General features: G+C 59.9%; 21 protein-coding genes and 2 tRNA genes. 13 read left to right on the forward strand and 10 right to left on the reverse strand.

What is annotated here, in order from left to right:
* Nucleotides 1-126: 126 nt before the first annotated feature.
* Nucleotides 127-2481 (reverse strand): hypothetical protein, encoded by a 2355-nt coding sequence (locus ACR0CU_RS08940; RefSeq protein WP_170363022.1) that lies wholly within the window; start codon nucleotides 2479-2481, stop codon nucleotides 127-129.
* 768 nt (nucleotides 2482-3249) lie between these two features.
* On the opposite strand from ACR0CU_RS08940, the gene ACR0CU_RS08945 reads away from it, so the two are divergent.
* The gene (locus tag ACR0CU_RS08945) at nucleotides 3250-3837 is read left to right on the forward strand and encodes a helix-turn-helix transcriptional regulator (protein WP_254437560.1); all 588 of its coding nucleotides are present in this window, start codon (nucleotides 3250-3252) and stop codon (nucleotides 3835-3837) included.
* Nucleotides 3830-4327, forward strand: a complete 498-nt coding sequence (locus ACR0CU_RS08950; protein WP_093962654.1) for a hypothetical protein — start codon at nucleotides 3830-3832, stop codon at nucleotides 4325-4327. The genes ACR0CU_RS08945 and ACR0CU_RS08950 overlap by 8 nt, the downstream gene beginning before the upstream one ends.
* A 32-nt stretch (nucleotides 4328-4359) precedes the next feature.
* Here ACR0CU_RS08950 and ACR0CU_RS08955 read toward each other — a convergent pair.
* Nucleotides 4360-4445, reverse strand: a tRNA-Leu gene (locus ACR0CU_RS08955).
* Nucleotides 4446-4682: 237 nt separating this feature from the next.
* Here ACR0CU_RS08955 and ACR0CU_RS08960 point away from each other — a divergent pair.
* From ACR0CU_RS08960 to ACR0CU_RS08995, 8 genes are all read left to right on the forward strand, one after another.
* Nucleotides 4683-5726 (forward strand): pyridoxal-phosphate dependent enzyme, encoded by a 1044-nt coding sequence (locus tag ACR0CU_RS08960; protein ID WP_170446802.1) that lies wholly within the window; start codon nucleotides 4683-4685, stop codon nucleotides 5724-5726.
* Nucleotides 5723-6868 carry a M24 family metallopeptidase gene (locus ACR0CU_RS08965; RefSeq protein WP_170446804.1) on the forward strand — a complete coding sequence of 382 codons (1146 nt, stop codon included), beginning with the start codon at nucleotides 5723-5725 and terminating at the stop codon, nucleotides 6866-6868. The genes ACR0CU_RS08960 and ACR0CU_RS08965 overlap by 4 nt, the downstream gene beginning before the upstream one ends.
* A complete protein-coding gene (locus ACR0CU_RS08970; RefSeq protein WP_170435180.1) occupies nucleotides 6865-7581 on the forward strand; it encodes a maleate cis-trans isomerase family protein in 717 nt (238 codons plus the stop codon). Before ACR0CU_RS08965 ends, ACR0CU_RS08970 begins: the two co-directional genes overlap by 4 nt.
* 81 nt (nucleotides 7582-7662) lie before the next feature.
* Nucleotides 7663-8811: an ABC transporter ATP-binding protein gene (locus ACR0CU_RS08975; protein WP_174819681.1), complete on the forward strand. Its 1149-nt coding sequence runs from the start codon at nucleotides 7663-7665 to the stop codon at nucleotides 8809-8811.
* A gap of 103 nt (nucleotides 8812-8914) precedes the next feature.
* Nucleotides 8915-10006, forward strand: a complete 1092-nt coding sequence (locus ACR0CU_RS08980; protein WP_093962659.1) for an extracellular solute-binding protein — start codon at nucleotides 8915-8917, stop codon at nucleotides 10004-10006.
* 73 nt (nucleotides 10007-10079) lie between these two features.
* Nucleotides 10080-11354: an ABC transporter permease gene (locus ACR0CU_RS08985; RefSeq protein WP_170337618.1), complete on the forward strand. Its 1275-nt coding sequence runs from the start codon at nucleotides 10080-10082 to the stop codon at nucleotides 11352-11354.
* 5 nt (nucleotides 11355-11359) lie between these two features.
* Complete coding sequence (locus ACR0CU_RS08990; protein WP_093962661.1) at nucleotides 11360-12571, forward strand: ABC transporter permease; 1212 nt, start codon at nucleotides 11360-11362, stop codon at nucleotides 12569-12571.
* 163 nt (nucleotides 12572-12734) lie between these two features.
* Entirely contained in the window at nucleotides 12735-13955 is a 1221-nt protein-coding gene (locus ACR0CU_RS08995) for an aminopeptidase P family protein (protein ID WP_170366588.1), read from the forward strand.
* A gap of 52 nt (nucleotides 13956-14007) precedes the next feature.
* On the opposite strand, the gene ACR0CU_RS09000 is transcribed toward ACR0CU_RS08995, so the two are convergent.
* The 5 genes from ACR0CU_RS09000 to ACR0CU_RS09020 are packed head-to-tail and all read right to left on the reverse strand — an operon-like array spanning nucleotide 14008 to nucleotide 19726.
* Nucleotides 14008-15018 (reverse strand): Ldh family oxidoreductase, encoded by a 1011-nt coding sequence (locus tag ACR0CU_RS09000; RefSeq protein WP_170446806.1) that lies wholly within the window; start codon nucleotides 15016-15018, stop codon nucleotides 14008-14010.
* Nucleotides 15019-15028: 10 nt separating this feature from the next.
* Nucleotides 15029-15658 carry a DUF3726 domain-containing protein gene (locus ACR0CU_RS09005; protein ID WP_170446808.1) on the reverse strand — a complete coding sequence of 210 codons (630 nt, stop codon included), beginning with the start codon at nucleotides 15656-15658 and terminating at the stop codon, nucleotides 15029-15031.
* The gene (locus ACR0CU_RS09010) at nucleotides 15655-17292 is read right to left on the reverse strand and encodes a hypothetical protein (RefSeq protein WP_170447099.1); all 1638 of its coding nucleotides are present in this window, start codon (nucleotides 17290-17292) and stop codon (nucleotides 15655-15657) included. Before ACR0CU_RS09010 ends, ACR0CU_RS09005 begins: the two co-directional genes overlap by 4 nt.
* A gap of 44 nt (nucleotides 17293-17336) precedes the next feature.
* Nucleotides 17337-18314: a membrane dipeptidase gene (locus tag ACR0CU_RS09015; RefSeq protein ID WP_170446810.1), complete on the reverse strand. Its 978-nt coding sequence runs from the start codon at nucleotides 18312-18314 to the stop codon at nucleotides 17337-17339.
* Nucleotides 18314-19726: an aldehyde dehydrogenase family protein gene (locus tag ACR0CU_RS09020; protein ID WP_170447102.1), complete on the reverse strand. Its 1413-nt coding sequence runs from the start codon at nucleotides 19724-19726 to the stop codon at nucleotides 18314-18316. Before ACR0CU_RS09020 ends, ACR0CU_RS09015 begins: the two co-directional genes overlap by 1 nt.
* Nucleotides 19727-19877: 151 nt before the next feature.
* Here ACR0CU_RS09020 and ACR0CU_RS09025 point away from each other — a divergent pair, with 151 nt between their 5' ends.
* Nucleotides 19878-20732, forward strand: coding sequence for a LysR family transcriptional regulator (locus tag ACR0CU_RS09025; RefSeq protein WP_367647561.1), 855 nt, complete (start codon nucleotides 19878-19880; stop codon nucleotides 20730-20732).
* Between the two features lie 159 nt (nucleotides 20733-20891).
* Here ACR0CU_RS09025 and ACR0CU_RS09030 read toward each other — a convergent pair.
* A tRNA-Thr gene (locus tag ACR0CU_RS09030) sits at nucleotides 20892-20967 on the reverse strand.
* Nucleotides 20968-21401: 434 nt separating this feature from the next.
* Here ACR0CU_RS09030 and ACR0CU_RS09035 point away from each other — a divergent pair.
* Nucleotides 21402-22274, forward strand: coding sequence for a hypothetical protein (locus ACR0CU_RS09035; protein ID WP_170446814.1), 873 nt, complete (start codon nucleotides 21402-21404; stop codon nucleotides 22272-22274).
* A gap of 24 nt (nucleotides 22275-22298) precedes the next feature.
* Here the strand turns inward: ACR0CU_RS09035 and ACR0CU_RS09040 are convergent, their stop codons facing one another.
* On the reverse strand, nucleotides 22299-22565 hold the full coding sequence (locus ACR0CU_RS09040) for a DUF2312 domain-containing protein (protein ID WP_093962669.1): 267 nt from the start codon (nucleotides 22563-22565) through the stop codon (nucleotides 22299-22301).
* 165 nt (nucleotides 22566-22730) lie between these two features.
* Here ACR0CU_RS09040 and ACR0CU_RS09045 point away from each other — a divergent pair, with 165 nt between their 5' ends.
* Nucleotides 22731-22949 (forward strand): hypothetical protein, encoded by a 219-nt coding sequence (locus tag ACR0CU_RS09045; RefSeq protein ID WP_170358321.1) that lies wholly within the window; start codon nucleotides 22731-22733, stop codon nucleotides 22947-22949.
* Between the two features lie 9 nt (nucleotides 22950-22958).
* Here the strand turns inward: ACR0CU_RS09045 and ACR0CU_RS09050 are convergent, their stop codons facing one another.
* The gene (locus ACR0CU_RS09050) at nucleotides 22959-23174 is read right to left on the reverse strand and encodes a hypothetical protein (protein ID WP_170337604.1); all 216 of its coding nucleotides are present in this window, start codon (nucleotides 23172-23174) and stop codon (nucleotides 22959-22961) included.
* Nucleotides 23175-23362 lie beyond the last annotated feature (188 nt).

Here is a 23362-nt window from a genome sequence, read left to right on the forward strand (position 1 = left end):
ATCCCTGTCACCCTTTCCGGCAGAAAATTTCCGGGTCTGGGTTAAGTTGGACCGAGGCCATGAAACACGGCCCCGGTGTTTTCATCAAAGACCGGAGGCCGAAATCGCGGCCTCCGGGGTCAGGCATTATGCCTCGGTGTCGTCGCTCGCGTAGGTCGAGCTCATCGAACCGCCAACCATCGTGGTATCGACCGAGTTGCCAAGCACGTTGGCGCCCATGACGATCGTCTGGTTGAAGGCCGAGGTATCGACCACTGCTGCTGCCGACGCGTAGGATTCACCGGTGACGATACCGTCGCCACCATTGTTGGAACCCCAGGTGCCGCCATTGCCGCCGGCTCCGCCGTCACCTGAATAGGCGCCGGCCGCGCTGCCACCGGTGACTGCGCCACCCGTGGTATCGCCGGACATGGCGCTACCCATGGCGTAGCCGCTGGTACCACCATTGGCCGCAGACGCACCGCCTGCACCACCGGCTCCCGAGCTGGCCGCGCCAGTCGCGCTACCGGATCCGGTCGAGGTGGCATCGTTGTCGGTGTACGACGCGCCGCCGTATCCCGCGATGGCTTCGGCCAGACTGTCGGCGGAACCGTTTGTGTCAGCGTCAGCAAAGACTTCTGCCGCACCACCGGTACCGGCCGTGTTGACCGCATCCGCAGAACCCGCACCGTTACCGGACGAGGTGGACGTTGGCGTCGTGGTCCCACCGGCTCCGCCAGCGCCTTCTGCACTGGACGAACCCGAACCAGTTCCGTTTGCCGCGCCATTGGCCGCGTTCGAACCGCCGGCTCCGCCGGTTCCGGTCGACGTCTGCGGGTTGCTGGCTGCACCGTTCACGTCACCAGGCGACTGGCTGATATTCGGACCGCTTGCGGCCAGATCGCCGACGCCCTGTGCGCCAGAGTTGGCTGCCGAGCTGCCGCCCGTGCCGGCTCCGCCGGACCCTGGGCCACCGGTTCCGGCACCGCCGGTTCCTGCGCCGCCGGTTCCAGCACCACCGGTGCCCGCTCCGCCGGCACCCGGGTTGTTGCCCGTGGTTCCGCCGCCACCGGTCGCAGCGTCGGTATCAGCCGCATTCAAGGCCGGACCACCATCCGCGATTTCCTGGTTCAGCGCTGCAATGGCTGCTTCGACCATGGCCGAGAATCCGCCGGATCCCTCGCCACCAGAGCCTTCGCCACCAGCACCTTCACCACCCGAGCCCGAGCCGCCGGAACCCGTGCCACCGGAACCAGACCCGCCGGTGCCATTGGCGCCACTTTGCGCGCCGCTGCCAGCCATGCCCGCACCCGTGTTGCTTCCGGCCGTCGCTTCATTCGCTTCGGTCGTACCGGTGCTATTGTTCGATGCAGAACCCGAGTTCGATGACTCGCCGTTGCCGCCATTGGCGCCGTTCGCACCCGACTCGTTTCCGGCCAGGCCAAGGCCCGCGCCGATCGAACCGGTCGCGTTTTCACCACCGTTGGCATTGCCTTCCGAGTTGGCGCCGGACAGTCCCAGACCAAGGCCAAGACCGATCGAGCCGGCATTACCGCCTTCACCGCCAGTTCCCTGGCCGTTGGCATTCGAACTGCCGGTGTTGTTGGCGCTGGAGGTGCTGTTGGCGTTGCCGCCATTGCCAGCCGTGCTTTCGCCACTGGCTTCGGCGCCCGACAGACCAAGACCCAGGCTCGTGTTGTTGGCGCCGCCCGAAGCCGCACCGTTGCCGCCTTGCGAAGCCGCGCCGGCATTGCCGGTGTGGCCGCCCAGCGCGAATGCGTGGCTGCCATTGGTCTCGCCGCTTGCTGCACCGCCGTAGCTGGTTCCGCCGGAACCCGAGTTACCGCCGCCGGAGGAGGAACCGATGCCTTCTTCGGCATAGGCCGAACCGCCCGTCGCGCTGCCGTTCTGATAGAACGAGCCGTCATTCGACAGGCTGGGCGAATCCAGCGTGTCATCGTCACTCAGGCTGGCCAACTGGTTGTTGATCGACGACATGTCATTGCCGTCACCATTCATCGAGATGGACAGGTTCAGATCATCGCCGGGATCATAATTCACGTCGTTTCCAGCCGTGATGACATCACCGATAGATGCCGAGTCACCGATATCCAGATCGACCTGGTCATCGTCGCGCGGGATCCACTCACCTTCACCGAAATCGATGTTGATCGAGTTTGCGATACTGTTGCTGTCATCGCCGCCATTCACGTTCGATTGCTGCTGACCTTGCTGTTGGCCCTGCTGCTGTGCCTGGCCCTGATCCTGACCCTGGGCCTGTTCGTTTGCGACCTCGGTCGCCTGAGCCTGAGCCTGGTTCTGTTCGTCTTCGTTATTTGCAGCGTTTTGAACTTCCTGACCCTGCTGCTGTTGCTGCGCGGTCAGTTCGGCCTCGATATTTGCTTCTTCGACGGGAATTTCCACCGAGATCGGAGCTTCGAGATTTTCAACATTAACTTCGTCAACGGTCGTGACATTGGTATTGTTCACATTGCGTCGCATAACAATCTTCCATTTTTGAAGCGCCAGACCGCCATTCATCTACAAAGCGATATTCGGCGCGGTTGAAAAAATTATTGAGCATCCATTCGCGAAACTGCGCATGTCTGCGGCCTTGTCTTTCGAATGATGTGTTGTCACCCCCCTTTCTCGGCCAAGCCGATTCCGTGACTGCTCAAAATCACGCGAAAATACGCGGGCCGCAGACACGCCAGGTACAAGTACACTTCGCAAATTGAAGCACGACACAGGGTACAGATGCAGTTCCGTCTGCCTAGCTGGCAGAAAGTATTAACATCACTAAAACGCTGATTTGCTTAATGTATTACTTGAACACGCGTTTCAGGGTCGTGTTCGAAGCCAAATTGGCCTGCGACAAAAGCCGGCAAAACTTAGTTATTTGAATCTCGATATTTAAGCGGTCCGACCGTCAAACGACCTTAATCGAAAGTTCTAAAACCAGGCGATTCCCAAAGCCGTGCAGTTGTAGAAAACTGAACTTTCTGGTATGCTCAACACAGATTTTAGATTGTTTTTATTCAGTTTCACCTCGGCCAATAACGGCCAATTCAGGACGTAATCCGGGGTATTTAGGGGGGCACAAGAATGAGCATTTCCGAATTAAGTAACAGTTCGTGCACGATCGACGAAAACGAAGATTTCATGATTGTTTTTATTGGGAAAGAGCTCTTCTACTCCAACCAAACCCTGCGAAGCGTGCAGCACGAATTCGGCGTTGCAGCCCACAGGTTTGAATCCCTCGCGGCATTCTTGTCCGAGGCAAGCAATGCCGAGGGTTCCGGCAAGATTGTTGTCGTGGATCAGATCATGATGGAGGACCTGCTGGCCCGCCCCTCCGATTATGTCCGATCGTCCATGCCGGGATGCCTTGCCTTCGCATACCGGAAGGAGGACGCAGCCCGGTTCGTTTTCGAGCGATGGGACCGATCCCGGTTTGGACCAATCGGGTTTCTTCCGATGAACGTCGCCCCGGACGCATGGCGCGCGATCCTGCGGCTGCTGATGCATGAAGAGTTGTACCTACCGGGATTTGTGGCCAATTGCGTTGCATCGAAGCCGTGCGCGACAAGCGCGACGACAGCCCGGGAAACTCCGAAATCCCCTGCGGCTGGCCCTCTGTTGTCAAAACTGACCCGGCGCGAGAAGCAGGTTCTGCAACTTGTCTCCGAAGGCAAAAGCAATAAGGCGATCGCTGCCCAGTTGGGTATCACCGAACACACGGTCAAGCTGCACATGCACAACGTGTCGGGCAAGATCGGTGTCAGCAACAGAACGGCAGCGGCGCATTTCTTCTTTGAGGCGGCGGCGCAGGACGCGCACCGAACCTCGGTTGACTGACGACTTCGAAGCCAGGTTCGATCGGTTGATCCTTTTGGTCGGCCGCCTGAACTATGTCTGGACGAACACCGAAAGCCTGCTGATTCATCTGATTGCCGGCCTCTCGGGGACCAGCAAAGACGTAGCCGTCATCATTTTCCTGACCCTGAACACGACCCGCGCCCGAATTGATCTGGTCGAGCGTCTGGCAAAGATGGACGGAAGGCCGGCCTCGGTTCGTGATCCGATCCTAGAGCACACGCAGCGGCTCAGCCGTCTGTCTGGCATCCGCAACAAGTTCAACCACTGCATCTATTCCTTCGACCAGGAAACCGGGAACCCCAAAACGATCCTGATGCGCATTGCCGATCGAAAAACCGACATCAAGCTGGGACGCGAAGATACGGTCGACGAACAGGCGATGCAGGAAATCGAGGATGTCGTCGCGCAGCTGTCGGCGGCGAACCAGGACATCTGGCGGCTGATCTCCAAGCTGGGTTATCCGGTCTGACGATCGCCCTCGGCCAAGTCGACCAGTGTGTTTGGTGCGGGCGGTGGGACTCGAACCCACACGGCGCTAGGGCCTTCGGATTTTAAGTCCGATATGTCTACCATTCCATCACGCCCGCATCCGGCCGGTCTGATGCACCGGCGCCGGATCACGTGCCGAACACTTACACGCGCCCATACCGATTGCAAAGACCGCAAGCGGTCAATTCGCCAGCCAGATCAACGCCGTTTGGTTCAGGGCAGGTAGCCACTTTTCCCAGGGAACAGGAAGTGTGCATTTCTCGCATTTCACCCCTATGCCTTGACAGATTGACTGCATTTCTATGACGTCTGCCGGATCGTTGAGGGAGGCCGCGATGAAGTCCGTCACCAACCCGTATCGAGGCGAAGGCAAACTGTTTTCACAGGCCCCCTTCCCTTCAACCAATTCCAGCCGGTTGGCGCAGCTTTTGTCGCTGTGCCCTGCCTCCGGCGTGACACCACTGGCCGAAGCGCAGGGTTTGGCGCCCGTTTCCCGCCTTTGGATCAAAGATGAACGGACGCGGATGAATCTCGGGTCGTTCAAGGCATTGGGCGCGGCCTATGTCATCGCCTGCCAAGCGAGCGAAGCCACCGAGACACCCGACAACACATCCCTTTCCGGCCGTACTTATGTAACGGCCAGCGCCGGGAACCACGGCCTAAGCATGGCTGCGGGTGCGCGCGTTTTTGGTGCGAATGCCGTAGTGTTCATTTCTGAAACCGTGCCCGAGAGCTTTGCTCAGCGCCTTTCGGCGCAAGGTGCGCGAGTGGTGCGCGAAGGCGTCGATTACGCCGCAAGCATGAGCGCCGCAAGCCGCGCGGCGAACGACAACGACTGGACGCTTCTGTCAGACAGCTCTTGGGAAGGGTATTATGACCTGCCCCATCTCTTGATGGAGGGGTACGTTCAAATGGCTGTCGAGGCGGTTGATCAGTGTCCCGAACCTCCGACATTGATCCTGCTGCAGGCCGGAGTGGGAGGCATGGCGGGCGCCGTTGCCGCATGTTTCCGAAAGGCTTGGGGAGACGACCCCAAGATCATCGTGGTCGAACCGGCCGCAGCCCCGGCGCTGATGGCCAGCATCCAAGCCGGCGCGCCAGTTTTTGCAGACGGTCCGGACAGCATCATGGGACGGCTGGATTGCAAGGAGCCATCGCTGATTGCACTGAATGGACTGGCGCGGGATGCCGATCAGTTTCTGACGCTGGAGGATGACACCGTGGCCGCTCAGCTTCCGGTCATGGCAGAGGCCGGGTTCGAAACGACTGCGTCAGGCGGCGCCGGACTGGCTGCCGTTCTGGATGCCGATAGCCGCAACTTGCTCAATATCGGACCACAGGACCGCGTTTTGTGCATCGTGACCGAGCAAGCCTCGTGAGAGGGTTCGAACAAGCCGAGTTCGCGGACAGAACTGCGCGTGCACAGGATCTCATGCAAGAGCATGGCCTGGACGCCCTGCTGCTGACGACCGAGCCCGACGTCCGGTATTTCAGCGGCTTTCTGACCCGGTTCTGGGAAAGCCCGACGCGCCCCTGGTTCCTTGTCGTTCCTGCGACCGGCAAACCTGTCGCGGTGATCCCGTCGATTGGCGCGGCCTTGATGGCGCAGACCTGGATCGAAGACATCCGCACCTGGTCCGCCCCGGATCTGGCAGACGACGGAGTATCGTTGCTGGCCGAAACCCTGCGCGAACTTGTTCCGGACGGCGGCTTGATCGGATGTCCCGATGGGCATGAAACGCACTTGCGGATGCCGCTTGCAGATTTCGGGCGTCTGAAATCCGAAATCGACCGCCGCAGGATCACCGGCGACCTTGGCATTCTGCGCGACCTGCGCATGGTCAAATCTCAAGCCGAAATCAAAAAGATCGAAACCGCCTGCCTGATCGCGGGACAGGCTTTTGAGCGGGTTCCTGGGATTGCATCGGCCGGTGTTCCTCTGGATCAGGTCTTTCGACGGTTCCAGATGTTGTGTCTCGACGCAGGCGCCGATTGGGTGCCTTATCTTGCCGGCGCGGCCGACCAAGGCGGATATGGCGACGTAATCTCACCGGCAACCCAACGACCGTTGAAGCCGGGCGACGTGCTTATGTTGGATACCGGGCTGGTCTGGGATGGGTATTTTTGCGATTTCGACCGCAACTGGTCCGTCGGCCCGGCCAGTCCCGCCGTGCGCGCGGCGCACTACGCGCTGATCGATGCGACCGAGGCGGCGTTCGAGCAGGCCAGACCGGGCGCGACGGCCTCGGACCTGTATCACACGATGAACTCGGTCCTGTCCCGTGGCGGCGGCGGGACCGAAGCCGGGCGCCTGGGCCACGGATTGGGCATGTCATTGACCGAGTGGCCTTCGCTCATCCCAACGGATCAAACGGTACTGAAACCCGGAATGGTGTTGACGCTGGAGCCAGGTATTGAGGTCGGTGGCAAAATACTTGTCCACGAGGAAAACGTGCTGGTCACCGAAGGCGCCCCGCGGTTCCTGAGCCCCAAGGCACGACGGGAGATTCCCGAGCTATGACAACACTGCCATTTTCTCTGGACACGGATGACCCGGACATATCTCCGCTTGGCCTGATCGTTCTGCAGACAGACGAGACGATCGAAGGCGATTTCCGCAGGCTTTTTGCCGGCGACCCTTCACCCATTTATGTCTCGCGCATAACCAGCGACCCGCAGGTCACGACCAAGACATTGACCCGCATGAAGCATGCGCTTCCAGCGGCGGCGGATTTACTGCCCAAGGCGCGCCCCTTCCGGGCTGTGGGTTACGCCTGCACCTCGGCAAGCTCGGTCATCGGATCGGAAAAGGTCGAAGAACTGGTAAAGCAGACTTGTGACGTGCAAACGGTAACCAACCCTCTGCGCGCCGCGGTTGCTCAGGCGCGCGAATTGGGTGTGTCACGCTTTGCACTGCTGTCCCCTTATGAGGAGCAGGTCAACACGGCGCTTCGCGCGGCCTTCGCCGATCAAGGGATCCTCATGGATGTGTTCGGCACCTTTGGGATTTCCGAAGAAGCAAAGGTCGTCCGGATATCAACGCAATCCATCGTTGACGCCGCGGTGAGGCTGGGTTCGGACAGAGCGGTCGAAGCTGTTTTTCTCAGCTGCACCAACCTTCGCACGTTGGACGCCATCCCGCGGATCCATGAACAGATTGGCAAACCGGTCTTGTCCAGCAATCAGACCCTTGCGTGGCACATGCGGCGCCTCAACACTGCGCAAAATCCTTGAATCCCACCCAATGAGGATTGGTTTTTGTCATTGAGTCTTGCCAGCCGGACATTGCTGCGTCTTTAATGTGCTCAGGGATCAATGAAATCCGGACCAACCGGATCAAGAATTGACGCAACAGGGGGTCTTGTGACCGGCACTTCTAGCGACGCCGCGTTTGTCGAATTTCAACGCGTTCAAAAATCGTATGACGGCGAAAATCTTGTCGTCAAAGACCTTAACCTCGCGATGCCAAAGGGCGAGTTTCTGACAATGTTGGGCCCATCGGGATCTGGCAAGACCACTTGCCTGATGATGCTGGCCGGGTTCGAAACTGCGACGCATGGCGAAATTCTGTTGGACGGGCGACCGATCAACAACATTCCGCCGCACAAGCGTGGCATCGGGATGGTGTTTCAGAACTATGCCCTGTTCCCGCACATGACGGTGGCCGAGAACCTCGCCTTTCCGCTGGAAGTCCGAAAAATCGGCAAATCCGAGCGCGAAGAAAAGGTCCAGCGCGCCCTCGACATGGTGCAGATGGGTGCCTTCGGCAGCCGCAGACCCGCGCAGCTGTCGGGCGGACAACAACAGCGTATCGCCTTGGCCCGCGCGCTGGTCTTCGAACCCGAATTGGTTCTGATGGACGAACCGCTGGGCGCATTGGACAAACAGCTGCGCGAGCACATGCAGTTTGAAATCACGCGTCTGGCCCATGAATTGGGGATCACGACCGTCTATGTGACCCACGACCAGACCGAAGCGCTGACCATGTCGGATCGCGTAGCGGTCTTTGACGATGGGCGGATCCAGCAGCTTGCACCGCCGGACCAGCTTTATGAAGAACCGGAGAACAGTTTCGTTGCGCAGTTCATAGGTGAGAACAACACGCTGGAAGGCGTTCTGAAATCCGTCGATGGCGGGAAATGCGTCGTAACACTGGACGATGGGTCCGAGATCGACGCGGTTCCGATCAACGTGAGCCAACCGGGGGAACGGACCAAGGTCTCGATCCGGCCCGAGCGCGTGGAATTCAACAAGGATCGCCTCAGCCCCGAAGCGCATACGCTCAAGGCTGTGGTCAAGGAATTCATCTACATGGGCGATGTATTCAGGTTCCGCATGTCGGTGGCCGGCAATGATGAATTCATCGTCAAGACCCGGAATGCCCCTGACGCCGTCAGGCTGACACCGGGTCAGGAGATCGAGATCGGATGGCTGGCGCAGGATTGCCGCGCTCTGGACGCCTAGGCGCGCCCGGCTTCGCAATCCGCCCCCAAGCCGAAAGAACCGACCGACGAAAACCCGTGCGTTGGTCGACAAATCATAAAACGGGAAAAACTGGGAGCTACATATGAAACGTACCACCACAATGCTGACAGCTGTTGCTCTGGCAACTGCAGCAGGCGGAGTTTCCGCCGAAGAAATGACGATCGTGTCCTGGGGCGGCGCCTATTCCAAGTCGCAGCTCAAGGCCTATCACGAGCCCTATTCGGAAAAGACCGGCGTCACCATCCTGAACGATGACAGCTCGGCCGAGGCCGTGGCCAAACTGCGCGCCATGAACGAGGCGGGCAACATCACATGGGATGTCGTCGACGTGGTTGCCGCGGACGCGATCCGTCTGTGTGACGAAGGTCTGGCGATGGAAATCGACCCGGATACGCAGCTGGCGCCCGCGCCGGACGGCACTCCGGCTTCGGAAGACTTCGGCGATCTGCTGGTCAGCGAATGCTTCATCCCTCAGATCGTGTATTCGACCACCTTTGGGTATCGGACCGACATGGTCGGGGACAACCCGCCGACCGACATCTGCGCGGTCTTCGACCTGGAGACCTATCCCGGCAAGCGGTCGCTGGAAAAGCGCCCGATCAACAACATGGAATGGGCCCTGCTGTGCGACGGCGTCCCGAAGGACGAAGTGTATGACGTTCTGGCAACCGACGAAGGCCAGGACCGTGCTCTGAAGAAGCTGGACACCATCAAGGACAGCGTCGTCTGGTGGTCCGCCGGCGCCGATACGCCCCAGCTGCTGGCTGACGGCGAAGTCGTCATGGGCTCGACCTACAATGGCCGCCTGTTCAGCGTCATCGAAGAGCAGAAGCAGCCCGTCGCCATGCTGTGGGACGCGCAGGTCTTCGATCTGGACGGCTGGATCATTCCCGCCGGTCTGAGCGAAGAGCGCAAGCAGCGCGCGCTGGACTACATCATGTTCGCGACCGACACCCAGCGCCTGGCGGATCAGGCCAAGTACATCTCGTACGGCCCGGCTCGCGCTTCGTCTGCTCCGCTGGTCGGCAAGCATGCCGAACTGGGAATCGACATGGCTCCGCACATGCCGACCGATCCGGAAAACGCCAAGAACACGTTCCTCTACAACTACGAGTTCTGGGCTGACTACCGCGATGACATCGACGCCAAATTCCAGGCGTGGTTGGCGCAATAAGCGCTTGAATCTCTGAAGAAACGTCAGGTGGCGGTGCGCCGCCATCTGACCCGGGCACAACCAAGAGGCACTGATGACTGACGCAAGCCAAACCGCAGGACCCATGCTGGCAGCGGACGGAACGCCGCTCAAGCAATCGCTGGCGCGTTCATTGCGACGTCAGAAACTGCGCGCGCTTATGCTGATCGCGCCTTTGCTTCTGTTCGTGCTGTTTTCCTTCCTCGTACCGATTGCATCGATGCTGTTTCGGTCAGTCGAAAACGGAATTGTCTCGGAAACCCTGCCCCTGACGGTCGAAGCGCTGGACAACTGGGATGAAACCAGCGGCGAATTGCCGGGCGAGGACGTCTATGATGCCTTCGTTCGTGACATGGTGGTCGCGATCGAAAACAAGGAACACACCCGGCTTGGCACGCGTCTGAACTACGAAGAAACCGGCATGTCTTCGCTGTTCCGCCAGTCAGGCCGCAAGATCAAACGGTTGGACCCTGAAACCGACGGTCCGTTCAAGGAAAAGCTGATCGAGATCCACGACGGCTGGGGGGACCCGCAGACGTGGCGCGTGATCAAAACCCATGCGGTTCCGATCACCAACGGTTACTTCCTGAACGCAATCGACATGCGGCGCACCCCGGAAGGTGCTCAGGCTCAGCCGGAAGACAAGCAGATTCTTATCAAGCTGTTCGGGCGTACGTTGTTCATGTCGCTGGTAATCACCGGGGCCTGCATCCTGCTGGCCTATCCGGTCAGCTACCTGCTGGCGACCCTGCCAATGCGCGTGTCGAACCTGCTGATGATTCTGGTTCTGCTGCCCTTCTGGACGTCGCTTCTGGTGCGGACATCCGCATGGAAGGTCATGCTGCAGCAGCAGGGCGTTATAAACGACACCCTCGTCTGGCTCGGGCTGGTCGCAGATGACGCCCGGCTGATCATCATCAACAACCAGATCGGCACGATCATTGCCATGACGCATATCCTGCTGCCGTTCATGATCCTGCCGATGTATTCGGTGATGCAGACGATTCCGCCATCCTACACCCGCGCGGCCAAATCCATGGGCGCGACGAACTGGACCACGTTCTGGCGGATCTACTTCCCGCAATCCATCCCGGGCATCGGAGCGGGGTCGATCCTCGTGTTCATTCTGGCCATCGGCTACTACATCACGCCCGAAATCGTGGGCGGCACCAAGGGTGTCTTCATCTCGAACCGGATTGCCTATCACATTTCGTCTTCGTTGAACTGGGGCCTGGCTGCAGCATTGGGGACGATCCTGCTGGCGGTGGTTCTGATCCTCTACTGGGTCTACGACAAGATCGTGGGCATCGATAACGTGAAGCTGGGGTAACCGACATGGCCGCACTGACACCTATTTCGCGCAAGCCCCTGTCCATGGTCCTGCCCAGCGTCGCACTGGCCGGCGCGTTTGCCGGCATGTTTGTCGGCGCAGGAAACGGCTCGGTCCCCCTGGGAATGATCGGCGGCGCGGCACTGACGGCCCTTTTGGCCTGGATCTACATCTCGGTCCTCAAGAACGAGAGGCTTGCCTACTGGATCAACATCATCGGCTTCGCGGCAGTCGGCTTCGCGGTTTCAGGGCCGATGGGCGGTGTGCTCGGCTTCTTGGGCGGCTGGTTTTTTGCATGGTTCACATTCTGGCTGTACGAGGGCCGATACCGCCGCAAACTGCTGCCTTATCTGACGGCGCAGCAGGTGTTCTATCACTACCTGTTCCGGGTGATCTGCGGCGCGATCTTCGTTTTCCTGATCACGCCAATTCTGGTGGTTCTTCCGCTGTCTTTCAACGCGCAGGACTTCTTTACTTTTACGCCCGAGATGCTGCGGCTGGACCCCGAAGGGTATTCGCTGAAGCATTACCAGGATTTCTTCACCAACAACGAATGGCAGCGCAGCTTCAAGAACTCGCTGATCATCGCGCCCATCGCCACGATCATATCGGTAACGCTGGGAACTCTGGCGGCCATCGGTCTCAGCCAATCGCATGTGCCGGGGCGGCGCGCCATCATGGGGATCCTGATTTCTCCGATGATCGTGCCACTGATCATCTCGGCGACGGGCATGTTCTTTTTCTACAGCGACATCGGCCGCTTCCTTGAAGGCACTTTGGGCATGAACAAGACCTTTGTGGGCTACCTCAAGGTAATCCTGGCCCACGCCGTTCTGGGCATTCCCTTCGTCATCATCACCGTGACCGCCACGCTGGTCGGCTTTGACCGCTCGCTGACGCGGGCTGCTGCGAATATGGGCGCGGGCCCGGTACGGACCTTCTTCAAGATCCAGATGCCCCTGATTCTGCCGGGCGTGATCTCGGGCGGGCTGTTCGCCTTCATCACCTCGTTCGATGAGGTGGTCGTGGTGCTGTTCGTCGGATCGGCCAGCCAGAAGACTCTGCCGTGGCAGATGTTCACCGGCCTGCGCGAGCAGATCAGCCCGACCATCCTGGCCGTGGCCACGATCCTCGTCGTGATCTCGATCGCCCTGCTGACCACGGTCGAGCTGCTGCGCCGGCGGTCGGAACGTCTGCGCGGGCTGACACCGGCTTGACCGGCGGCGTGGCCTGATCTAACGATTTCCTTGTTCGCCCCCTGCTGCGATGGCGTCGCAGCACCCAAGGGGGTGATCGGCTCTCGGACCCCGAGACCGCCTGTCCTGTACGCCGGGACATGTGGCCGGGCTTTGCACGTCCGGCAAAGAAACGAGAGAGCACATGACAGACCTTTCAAATCGCCCCGAATTCTTCACCTGCCACAACGGTGACAAGGCGCCCCTGCCCTTCAGCCGGGCCGAGTACGACCGGCGGCTGGCCAAACTGCGCGCCATCATGGCGCAACGGGACATACCCGTCGTTCTGCTGACCTCAATGCAGAACATCGCCTACTACTCGGGCTTTCTGTACTGCGCCTTCGGACGGCCCTATGGCTGCGTGGTGACTCAGGACAATTGCACCACCGTGTCGGCCAATATCGACGCGGGCCAGCCCTGGCGCCGGTCGGTCGAGGACAACGTGATCTATACCGACTGGAAGCGCGACAACTACTGGCGCGCCGTAGCCAGCCTGATCGGGACTGCCCGCCGGATCGGCATCGAAAGCGACCACATGACGCTGGCCGCGCGCGACACGGCCCTGTCCATGCTGAACCAGCCCGAGCTTGTGGACATCGCCCCCGACACGATGGCCGCGCGGATGGTGAAATCGGCCGAAGAGATCGAGTTGATCAAAGGCGGCGCACGTACGGCGGACGTGGGCGGTGCGGCCATCCATGCCGCGATTCGTGAAGGCGCCACCGAGATCGAGATCGCCATGGCCGGCCGCGATGCGATGGAGATCGAGATCGCCCGCGCCTATCCCGACGCCGAGTACCGCGACACCTGGGTCTGGTTCCAGTCGGGCCTGAACACCGACGGCGCACACAACCCGGTCACCAAGCGGGCCTTGCAGAATGGCGATATCCTGTCACTCAACACATTCCCGATGATCTCGGGCTATTACACCGCGCTGGAACGCACCCTGTTCTTGGGCGAGCCCGACGCCGACAGCCTGCGCCTGTGGCAGGCCAATGTAGCCGCGCACGAGCTGGGGTTGAGCCTGATCAAACCCGGCGCGACCTGTTCCGGCATCACAGCCGAGATCAACCGGTTCTTCGCCGATCAGGGCCTGCTGCAATACCGCTCGTTCGGATATGGGCATTCCTTCGGCATCCTCAGCCACTATTACGGCCGCGAGGCCGGTCTTGAACTGCGTGAGGATATCGACACAGTGCTCGAGCCGGGCATGGTCGTGTCCATCGAGCCGATGCTGTGGATTCCCGAAGGTCAGCCCGGCGCGGGCGGCTATCGCGAGCACGACATTCTGGTCGTAGGCGAGGATGGGGCCGAAAATATCACCGGCTTTCCGTACGGACCGGAACACAACATCATCAATGCGTGATGCAAAGGGGGCGAGGCATCGGCCTTGCCCCTGTTTTCGCCTGAAACGGGTGTCAGGCCAGGATGGCGTGGATTTTGTCCAGCGTCGCGACGCTGACACCAACCCCGTCCTGGCTGGCCTGCAGGCGCTTGGCGCGCCGACCATCGCCGGGCAGACGCGCTCCTTCCTGATACCGGATCGCCTCGACAAGTTCCGCGATATTGGCAGCAAACCCCAACCCGGTCGTAGCGCCGGGGTCGATGGCAATGAAGAACTGGCCGGTTTTTGGCGGGCCGCCTACGGTTCCTGAAAAGGGTGAAGCATGGATACCCAAGGTGGCTCCGGTCAATGCGGCGGCCATTACCTCGGTCAGAAGTGCGACGCCCACGCCCTTGTAGCCGCCCGAAGGCGCCATAGAGCCCTTGAGGCCCACGGCGGGGTCAGTTGTCGGGTTGCCATCAGGGTCCAGCGCCCAACCGACCGGAATCGGCTTTCCCTCGCGGGCGTGCTTCATGACCTCGCTTTTTGCGATCGTGCTGGCGCTTTGGTCGATCAAGACGGCAGGTTGCCCATCAGCACCCGGAACGGCCAGCGAAAACGGGTTTGTGCCCACGACGGGCCGTGAACCACCCGGCGGCGCAATAGATGCAGGTGCATTGGTGAACCCCAGACCAACAAGGCCCGCCTGAGCCAAGCGATAGGTGTGATACCCCAGCACACCACAATTGTAACTGTTGCGGATGGCCAGCGCAGCTATTCCCTGCTCGCGTGCGGCCGGGATCAACGCGTCGAACCCCAAGTCGATCGCCGGGTGCGCGAAACCGGTGGCCGCATCAACGACCACCACGCCCGGTTTGGGCGCGGACATCACCGGCTGTGCTCGCCCGTCCACCTTGCCGCATTGTACATGCTCGCAATAGATCGGGATGTAGGCCAGCCCGTGACTGGCCACCCCATCCGCCTCGGTCGCGGCGGTCGCAACCGCCAATGGCCGGGCATTGTCCTCGGACGTGCCGGCCGCCATCAGAGCGCGCAGCGACAGATCCTCGATTTCGGCAAGGGACAGCGTTCGGGTTTCTGGCATCTCGGCCTCCTCAGTCATTATCGGACAAACCAGCACCTGCGCCCAAACGGCGGGACTCCTCGGTTGCGGGGGCATAGGTGCGTTGAGCCAGAGTGTTCAAAAAAGCCAGAGCCGCAGGCGCCGGCAGGGCGCGCGTCTGCGTGGCGCGCAGTTTTTCAGGTGTACCGCCGATCCTTACGATGACCTTCGTGGCGCTTTCCGGCCAAAGATCCGGAGCGTCCACGACCTCCCCATCCGTCGTGGCGCTGAGTTCATCACAGACGACGGTCACATTGGTCTGCAATCGGCGTGCAGCGTTGCCAGCGAACGGCACGAGAAACAGCGGAACCGCCACGTCATTCAGAACGATCGGCCCGCTGCCCAGATGTTCCGAACAATCTGACAGCAGCATCCCCGCCCCCAACGGGCACATCTGCCCATGCGCCCGCCAATTCACCCCGAGGTCCCGCGGCGTGTGCGCATCAAATCGAAGCGCAAATTCCTGACGCAGGACCGCTGACAAGGCGGCTGCACCGTCAAAACCTTGCAGACACAGCCAGCGGGTCGCCTTGGCGGCGTCCTCAGCCGGCCCCCAGTGATGACCCGCCCCACGTGCCGCGCGTTTTGCCAGTCCTTCGACCTCGTTCAGCGACAGGTTCATTCCGGCACCTCCGGATAAACCCAGAAATCGGCGTTTTCGGTCGAAAGATCCTCGGGGTACGGCGCGCCTGAATACATGCAGATACGGACCCAACGGTCCGAGCGGGGATCGAAATGCGTCGCGCCGAAAAAGGACAGTTTGGCGCGGAGCATGTCGATCGGCAGAACTGATGCACCAATCGTGTTGTCTCGGATCTCGCTGTAGGGGGCCTTGCGGCTGATCTGCGCCCGGCGGATCGTGTGGCGATGTTCGGGATGGCGCAGAAGAAATTCCGCGGTGGTCGCGGCTGTGTCCCAATCGGCCATTGCCGAATATGCCGCTGCCGCATCCCGCGCCGGGGCAAGCGGTTGTTCGTACTCGGCTACCGGCTCGTCAAAGCGCTCACCCAGTCTGGGTTCCAGCTTTTCTTCCGATACATACCAGACCCTTGCGCAAGCTTCCCGGGCGCCCCAGTCCAGATCCAACGCCCAGCCGAAACCGTCGCGGATCGCCTGCCGCACATCGGCCAGCGGCATGGCGCCGTCAATCTCGTACAGATGCGGGCTTGAATCCGCCATGCATCCTGACAAACCGTCCACCAAGTCTGAATAGGGTTCGAGGATCAGGGAAAGGAGCAACTCCTGCCCCTCCTCGCTCAGCACAGTCTCCGACCACTCGAACAGACGGTTCCAAGGTCTTCGGCCCGTAAGATCGTCATGGTGGAGAAAGTCCGCGATCACCCCGAGGTCTGATTTCAGAGCAGACAGTTTCCGCTCTTGTATCGGATGTTCCGAATGCCATTGGCCAATCGACACTTGGCTGCGATCAAACACCGACCGGAATACACTGTTTTCTTCTTGGGTCGCGGTTTCCATGGATCGAACCCGGGCGATTGCCTCCTCGCGCGCCATGATCCAGTTGTTCAGCAGGACCGGATGATTGATCAGGAAGGGCGCCATGCCCAGTCCCGTGGAATTGCCAATGCCCAAGCGGCGCGCGATATCAGGAGACATCCTGACGGCCTTGCTTCCCCCTTTGGCGCGCGCCATGTGTTCAACCAGGTCCCGCACGAAGGCGCGGGTGAGGAAGACCGACAGCATCTCGGCCTGAAACGGCCCCTCGGTTTCCGGACGGTTTGCAGTATTTTCCCTGTCCGCGGCGCCAAATTTTCCCGATCCGTACACGGCCGTGGTTCGCATCAGGTAGCCAACCTTTTGGATCTGCTCCAGATCCGGCTGTCGACCGTCAGCCAGCGCTTCGACGACATGCGTCCACAATCGGACCGAGCGATTGGCCCGGGATAGCGACAGTTCAGTTTCGCTGATCCGGCCGGCCTCCTGCAGCGGAACATTGCGGGAAAGCCGGTCAAGGTCGGCTTCGGAAGGGATTCCGTCAAATAGGGTGAAGGTCGCGTCCCAAGCATCCGCGATCACCCGGTCCGACCGTTTTTCTGGTGGAAGATCATGGGCGAAGGCCACCAGAGAATACGCCCGCTCGGGTCCCTGTGCGACATAGACGGCCCGTCCGACACCTGCCTCGTCAATCTCGAACACCGGCGTGGAAAACCGCCAGTTGTCGCGTGCCAGGCGGCGGGTCAGAACGCGCATGAAGCTGAGCCTGCACTGGTGCAAAGACCCGAGCCTGCTGAGCCGCATAACGGTTGCCGGATCCCGGCGCGCGATATGCGGCCCCGGTCCGGTCAATTCTGGACCGGTCCGAAGTTATCCGCAAAGAAGCGGTACCAGTTCTGCCCCATGATCCCGGCGACTTCGGTCGAGGTCATCCCAACCGCGAGAAGGCCGGCCTCGATCTTGTCAAAGTCACGATTGTCCCGGAACCATTTTGGCATCGGCGGAAAACCCGGGTTCGCAGACGATCCTTCGCCGTAATCGATTTCCTTGGTCCAGCGACCCACACGCATCCACTCGACAACGCTGTCGGGTTGGTCCTGGCAGAGGTCGGTTCCGATCCCGAGATGTTGTGTTCCGTATTTTTCGGCCGTTCGGGCAATCATGGTGCAAAAGCTCTCCAGCGTACAGTCGGACTTGTCCTTCAGGTGATGAGGGTAGACCGAAAACCCGAGCATCCCACCTCTTTCCGTCACGGCGCGGATGACGGGGTCACGCTTGTTGCGCAGGGCGGGCGCCCAGTCATGCGGATTGGCGTGGGTGATGGCGATCGGATGCGCGGAAAGGTCGGCCGCCTCGATCGTCGAGCGGTCGGCCGAATGGCTCATGTCGATGACCAATCCCACGCGGTTCATCTCCTTGATCACCTGCCGCCCCATCCGGGTGATACCGGTGTCTTCAGCCTCGTAGCAGCCGGTCGCTAGCAGGGATTGGTTGTTGTAGGTCAACTGCATGAACCGGGCACCGAGATCGTACAGAATTTCAATCAGCCCAATGTCGTCTTCCATGGGTGATGGGTTCTGGAAACCAAAGAAAACGGCCGTACGCCTGGTGTCACGCGCGGTGTCGATGTCGCTGGCCGATCGTCCCTTCATGATCAGGTCCGGGAACAACTCGAACCATCGGTTCCATTTCTCGAGGTTCTGAACCGTTTCACGAAAATTCTCGTGGTAGGCGACGGTGACGTGGATGGCATCCACGCCCCCTTCCCGCAATTGCCGGAAGATCTTTTCCGACCAGTTGGCGTATTGCAGGCCGTCAATCCGCATCAGATCGGGGTCCCGGCGCTGATATAGGCGGTTTTGACAGTGGTGTAGAACTCGGCGGCCGCTTTGCCTTGTTCGCGCGGTCCATACGAGCTGTCGCCCCGGCCACCGAAAGGAACGTGATAATCAGTACCTGCGGTGGGCAAATTGACGGTCACGACACCGGTTCTTGCATGACGCCGGAAATGCGTCGCGCGCGCAAGATTCTGGGTTACGATGCCCGATGTTAGGCCGAAATTCGTGTCATTCACGATCGCCAAAGCCTCATCATAGCTGTCGACCTTGATCACACTGGTCAGCGGGGCAAACATCTCTTCCCTGTTGATCCGCATGGTGTTGTTCGTGTTCACGAACACGCCGGGCGACATGTAATACCCGTCATGCTGCAGCTCCAGCCGATGCCCGCCGCACGCCAGCTCGGCGCCTTCGGATTGGCCAAGTTCGACATAGGCCAGGTTTTCTTGCAGTTGCTGCTCGCTGACGACGGGTCCCATCTGCGTGCCTTCCTCCAGGGCATGCCCAACCTTCAGTGCCTTGGCGCCGGCGACAAGCTTCTCGACAAAGGCGTCGTGGATCGCGGCGTGGACCACCAACCGCGAAGAGGCGGTGCATTTCTGCCCGGTGCCGCCAAAAGCTCCGCCCAACGCAAGTGACACCGCCAGATCCAGATCCGCGTCATCCATCACGGCCAACGCGTTTTTTGAGCCCATCTCCATCTGCACCTTGGTCAGGTTCTGGATGGCTGCTGCGGCAATGCCTTTGCCGACGGGCACCGACCCGGTGAACGAAATCGCATCCACCCGAGGGCTCTCAACCAGTCTTTGTCCGATTGCGCCGCCTGACCCCATGACCAAACTGAAAAGACCCTTGGGAATGTCCTGACGCTCAATGATCTCAGTCAACGCCACGGCTGAGGCGGGGGTCAGGTTGGCTGGCTTCCACACTACGGCATTCCCATAACACAAGGCCGGTGCGATCTTCCACGCGGCCGTAGCTGTCGGGAAATTCCAAGGAGAGATTACCGCGACAACCCCGACCGGTTCGCGGCGCACGTCGATTTCGACGCCCTCACGTACGCTGTCCGCGTTTTCGCCGATCTGGCGCAGGCATTCCGCCGCATAATACGTAAAGAACTGCCCAGCGCGGTAAACCTCGCCCTTGCCCTCGGCAAACGGCTTCCCCTCTTCTCGCGACAACAACCGCCCCAACTCTTCGGCGCGGGACATCAACTCGGTCCCGATACTCATCAGAACCGCCTGCTTGCGCTCCAACCCATAGGCCGCCCATTCCTGCTGCGCGTTACGTGCCCAATCAAGGGTCGCGGACAGCTGATCGGCGCTTGCCTGGGCGAACAGGCCAATCACATCCGTCAGATCAGAGGGGTTGCGGTTCTCGATCGCGGTGTCGCCGGCCATCCACTCGCCGGCAATCAGGTTCAATTTTGTCACAGGGGGCCTCGGGTCCGGTACGTTTCACGAACAGAATAGACCTCTGCCCGGACATCAGGCAAACTCAAACAAATTTAATGAACTTCAGGAAATCTGAAATTTGTCTTTGAAACTGGAAATGCTCCGCTGCTTTTGCACCGTCGCCCAATCCGGAAATCTGGCCGAAGCCGCAAGCCGTCTGGGTCGCACGCAGTCTGCCGTCTCGATGACCCTGAAACAGTTTGAAGAACATCTCGGCAAACGCTTGTTTCTGGGTGAGCGAAAGAACCAGCTGTCGCCTCTGGGGGCGGAAGTCTTTGCCCTCGCCCAAAATCAGGTGCGCCAATTTGACGACACGGTCCAAAGCATTGAAGCCCTGGCCAAAGCGTCCCAAGGGCTGATCCGGATCGTTTCCGTCCCTTCGGTGGCAGCACTGCTGTTTCCATCGCTGCTTGACCACCTGTCCAGCACCTTTCCCGGCCTGAAGATCGAGCTGAGGGACACCGACACCCGGCAGGTTTTGGACAGCCTCGCCGAGGGGCGGGCGGATGTGGGGATTGCCTCGGGCCATCACCCGTTGAACGGAATACGGGCCGAGCCGCTGTTTCAGGACAGGTTCGGGCTTGTGGCCGCCGCTGATCACGCCCTGATCACCGCGCACGAGCCTCCAACGCTGAACCAGGTCGCGGCCAAGGGATTCGTGCACAACTCGCTGTGCCAACTCATCGAAAGTCCGGGTTTCGAAGACGTTATCGCAGGGTCTGCGATCACGGTGCACAACACTCACTCGTTGATCGCCATGGTCGCAACCGGGCGGTGGGTGACCATACTGCCTGAAACGGTCGCACGGTTTTTGCCGGAAAACACTGCCTTCCGTCCGATCGAGGATTTGTCGGACGTTCGTGATGTTTATCTGTACACCCGCGAGCGAACACAGTTCCCAGAAGTGGCAGAAGAATGTCGCAGCCATATCCTGAATTGGCCTCGCGATTGAGACCCCAGAGAACAACCCTGCCAAGCGCATCCAAGCGAGCGCGATGGAGCAAGTTTAAGAAAGGCGTTTCCTGAAATAGATGGAAAAAAACGTGCTGCACCGGCGGAAAACCGTTCAGCTTTCAGATCACGACCAACCTTTTGGCGTATTCGGAGAAGATGGTGCCCCCACACGGACTCGAACCGCGGACCTACTGATTACAAATCAGTTGCTCTACCAGCTGAGCTATAGGGGCAAGCATTACGCTTTCAGATACCTTTGCAGGCAAAGGCAAGAACGGGCAACCACTCCCACCTTTTCAACCCTCTGTGATTACATGCCTATCGAAACACATGTAATTTCATTGAGCCGATGGCGCTGTGATTAGGTGAAAGCCTCAACAAAGGCAAGCGGGTTTGCGACGGAATTGTGCAACAACATGCGGAAAATCAGCGCCACATCAAATCGCCTCGATTATCTGCAACACAGACGCCACAGATGGTTACGCGGCAACGACGGTTGCGAAGCAATTCGACCCAGTCGTTTCTGGCGCTGTCCTGTTGACCACAATCAAGTTTCGACATTCTCAGGCAATCTTTATCATGGCGAAAGAATGGCAGGTTTGACTGTCTATCGTTCAACCTGTAACCCCGAAACGTATTCAATCGAAGGGCAAGGACAGCGGTCGGCATGCATGTGGCCATTCACTCCGGTGTGGTTTTTTCAGACGGGGGGCTCCTGCTCAAATCGCTTCAGGCGAATGCCAGTGTATTGCAGGAAAACGGCATTGTGCTGTTTGGTCCGCGTCGGTTCCGGAAGGCATTCAAGACGCCGCTGAATGCGCTGGACGAAGGCAAGCTGACCCCAGATGCCTTCGAGCGTTTGAGAGCCCAAATTCCTGATGATCCGGAAACCGGCCGGGTGGTCATGAGCACTGCGGACTTCATCGGAGAACTGAACAGCGCCATAAAGGACGGCCAATTCTATCCCCATGCAGGTCGTCGGCTAGCCTTGCTGGATCAGGCTTTCGAAGGACACGAGGTCGAATTGTTTATCGGGCTGCAAAATCCGGGCAGCTTCATACCCAAGGTATTGATGGCATTGCCGGACGAAACCCGCGAGAGCATTCTGGCGTCAACGGACCTGAGTTGCCTGAGTTGGCTGACCCTTATCGAGGATATTCACGATCTTGCCCCCGCCGTTTCCATTACAGTCTGGGCCAATGAGGAGTGCCCGCTGATCTGGGGGGACATCATCCGCAGCCTGTGCGGTCTGAGCGCCGACATACCACTGACCGAGGAGTTTTCGCTGCTGTCCTCGCTGGTTGACGCAGACGGCAAGCGGGAGATTGAAGAGATCCAACAGGTCGGGCACACGGACCCGGCCCTCCTGCAAGACCGCCTCGCCGCCGTCTTTTCGCAGCACGCCCTGCCGGACAGGATCGAGGAGGAACTGGACTTCCCCGGGTGGAGCGCCGAAATCCACGCGGCGTTTTCCGAGCTTTACACACAGGATCTGGAACGGCTCAAGAAAATGCCGGGCGTGCGGTTTCTGGGTCGCTGACCGAAGCCTCAGAAGGCCCGAGGCTTACATGCCTAGGGCTTCCTTGTACATTTCCAACACCGCTTCTTCTTCGGCGATATCGTCTTTGTCACGCTTGCGCAGCGCGATAACCTTGCGCATCACCTTGGTGTCGTAGCCACGTGCCTTGGCCTCAGCCATCACTTCCTTCTGCTGGTCAGCGATGTCTTTCTTTTCGGCCTCCAGACGTTCGAACCGTTCGATGAACTGGCGCAGCTCGCCTGCGGTCACGCGGTAGTTCGCAGCGGCCTGGTCTTCGGTCATGTCTTCCATATGCGTCTCTCCCAAGTGGAAATTTCTTTAGCCGGGGTCACGGGCAACATGTCGGATACCGTGCCGGCGGGTCAGCCGCAAGCGAACAATGGGGCTGCTTGCCTTGTGCCGCCGGCAACGATCCGCTAAGCGCATCGGCAGCGAAACAGAACGATGCGGGGCGCAATGTTCGACGTGTTCATCTGGGGAGGCGCCAGCCTGTCATTGGCCGGGCTGGCAGGATTGGTCTGGTGCATTTTGCGCGTGATGAAGGCTCGTCGGTCAGACTTGACTGACGACGAATTGCGGGCTGCCGTTCAGCGGGTGCTGCCTTGGAACATGGGCGCGCTGTTTCTGTCCGTCATAGGACTGATGCTGGTTATCCTTGGCATATCGTTCGGCTGACCGCCGGTGTCAGATCGGCATATTGTCGAACTGGGCTTCAACCGCATCTTCGATCAACGCAGCGTCCAGCCGTCGGAAGCGCGATGGTACGCTCATGCCTTGAGCGCGCATGCGTTCAATTACCTTCGTGACGCTGGGCTGCAGTGCCAGCCGGGTCTCGAGATTTGCCCCGTGCAGTTTCCGCTCCAACCGCTCGGCTTCGAAATAAAGCTCGTTCGTGGTCATGGCCATCCTCCCAAATGCTGCCATCCTGCCTGATATAGGTAACAGGATTGAGACCAACACAGGACCCGCCCAAACCCAGCAAAAAATCGCCCGCGCGCTGTCCGGCGGCCGGCGCTGGGCCGCGAGTCGATCGAATATTAACCTGATTTCGACCAAACTGCCTTGACAGACATCAATCCGCAAAAGCC

This window comes from Ruegeria sp. BC2, assembly GCF_056539245.1.

Coding starts and splice junctions, on each gene's coding strand:
- ACR0CU_RS08940 (WP_170363022.1), bottom strand. CDS start 2,481: ATGCGACGCAATGTGAACAATACCAATGTCACGACCGTTGACGAAGTT.
- ACR0CU_RS08960 (WP_170446802.1), top strand. CDS start 4,683: ATGAAGTCCGTCACCAACCCGTATCGAGGCGAAGGCAAACTGTTTTCA.
- ACR0CU_RS08970 (WP_170435180.1), top strand. CDS start 6,865: ATGACAACACTGCCATTTTCTCTGGACACGGATGACCCGGACATATCT.
- ACR0CU_RS08975 (WP_174819681.1), top strand. CDS start 7,663: ATGAAATCCGGACCAACCGGATCAAGAATTGACGCAACAGGGGGTCTT.
- ACR0CU_RS08980 (WP_093962659.1), top strand. CDS start 8,915: ATGAAACGTACCACCACAATGCTGACAGCTGTTGCTCTGGCAACTGCA.
- ACR0CU_RS08985 (WP_170337618.1), top strand. CDS start 10,080: ATGACTGACGCAAGCCAAACCGCAGGACCCATGCTGGCAGCGGACGGA.
- ACR0CU_RS08990 (WP_093962661.1), top strand. CDS start 11,360: ATGGCCGCACTGACACCTATTTCGCGCAAGCCCCTGTCCATGGTCCTG.
- ACR0CU_RS08995 (WP_170366588.1), top strand. CDS start 12,735: ATGACAGACCTTTCAAATCGCCCCGAATTCTTCACCTGCCACAACGGT.
- ACR0CU_RS09000 (WP_170446806.1), bottom strand. CDS start 15,018: ATGCCAGAAACCCGAACGCTGTCCCTTGCCGAAATCGAGGATCTGTCG.
- ACR0CU_RS09005 (WP_170446808.1), bottom strand. CDS start 15,658: ATGAACCTGTCGCTGAACGAGGTCGAAGGACTGGCAAAACGCGCGGCA.
- ACR0CU_RS09010 (WP_170447099.1), bottom strand. CDS start 17,292: ATGCGGCTCAGCAGGCTCGGGTCTTTGCACCAGTGCAGGCTCAGCTTC.
- ACR0CU_RS09015 (WP_170446810.1), bottom strand. CDS start 18,314: ATGCGGATTGACGGCCTGCAATACGCCAACTGGTCGGAAAAGATCTTC.
- ACR0CU_RS09020 (WP_170447102.1), bottom strand. CDS start 19,726: ATGGCCGGCGACACCGCGATCGAGAACCGCAACCCCTCTGATCTGACG.
- ACR0CU_RS09025 (WP_367647561.1), top strand. CDS start 19,878: ATGCTCCGCTGCTTTTGCACCGTCGCCCAATCCGGAAATCTGGCCGAA.
- ACR0CU_RS09035 (WP_170446814.1), top strand. CDS start 21,402: ATGCATGTGGCCATTCACTCCGGTGTGGTTTTTTCAGACGGGGGGCTC.
- ACR0CU_RS09040 (WP_093962669.1), bottom strand. CDS start 22,565: ATGGAAGACATGACCGAAGACCAGGCCGCTGCGAACTACCGCGTGACC.
- ACR0CU_RS09045 (WP_170358321.1), top strand. CDS start 22,731: ATGTTCGACGTGTTCATCTGGGGAGGCGCCAGCCTGTCATTGGCCGGG.
- ACR0CU_RS09050 (WP_170337604.1), bottom strand. CDS start 23,174: ATGACCACGAACGAGCTTTATTTCGAAGCCGAGCGGTTGGAGCGGAAA.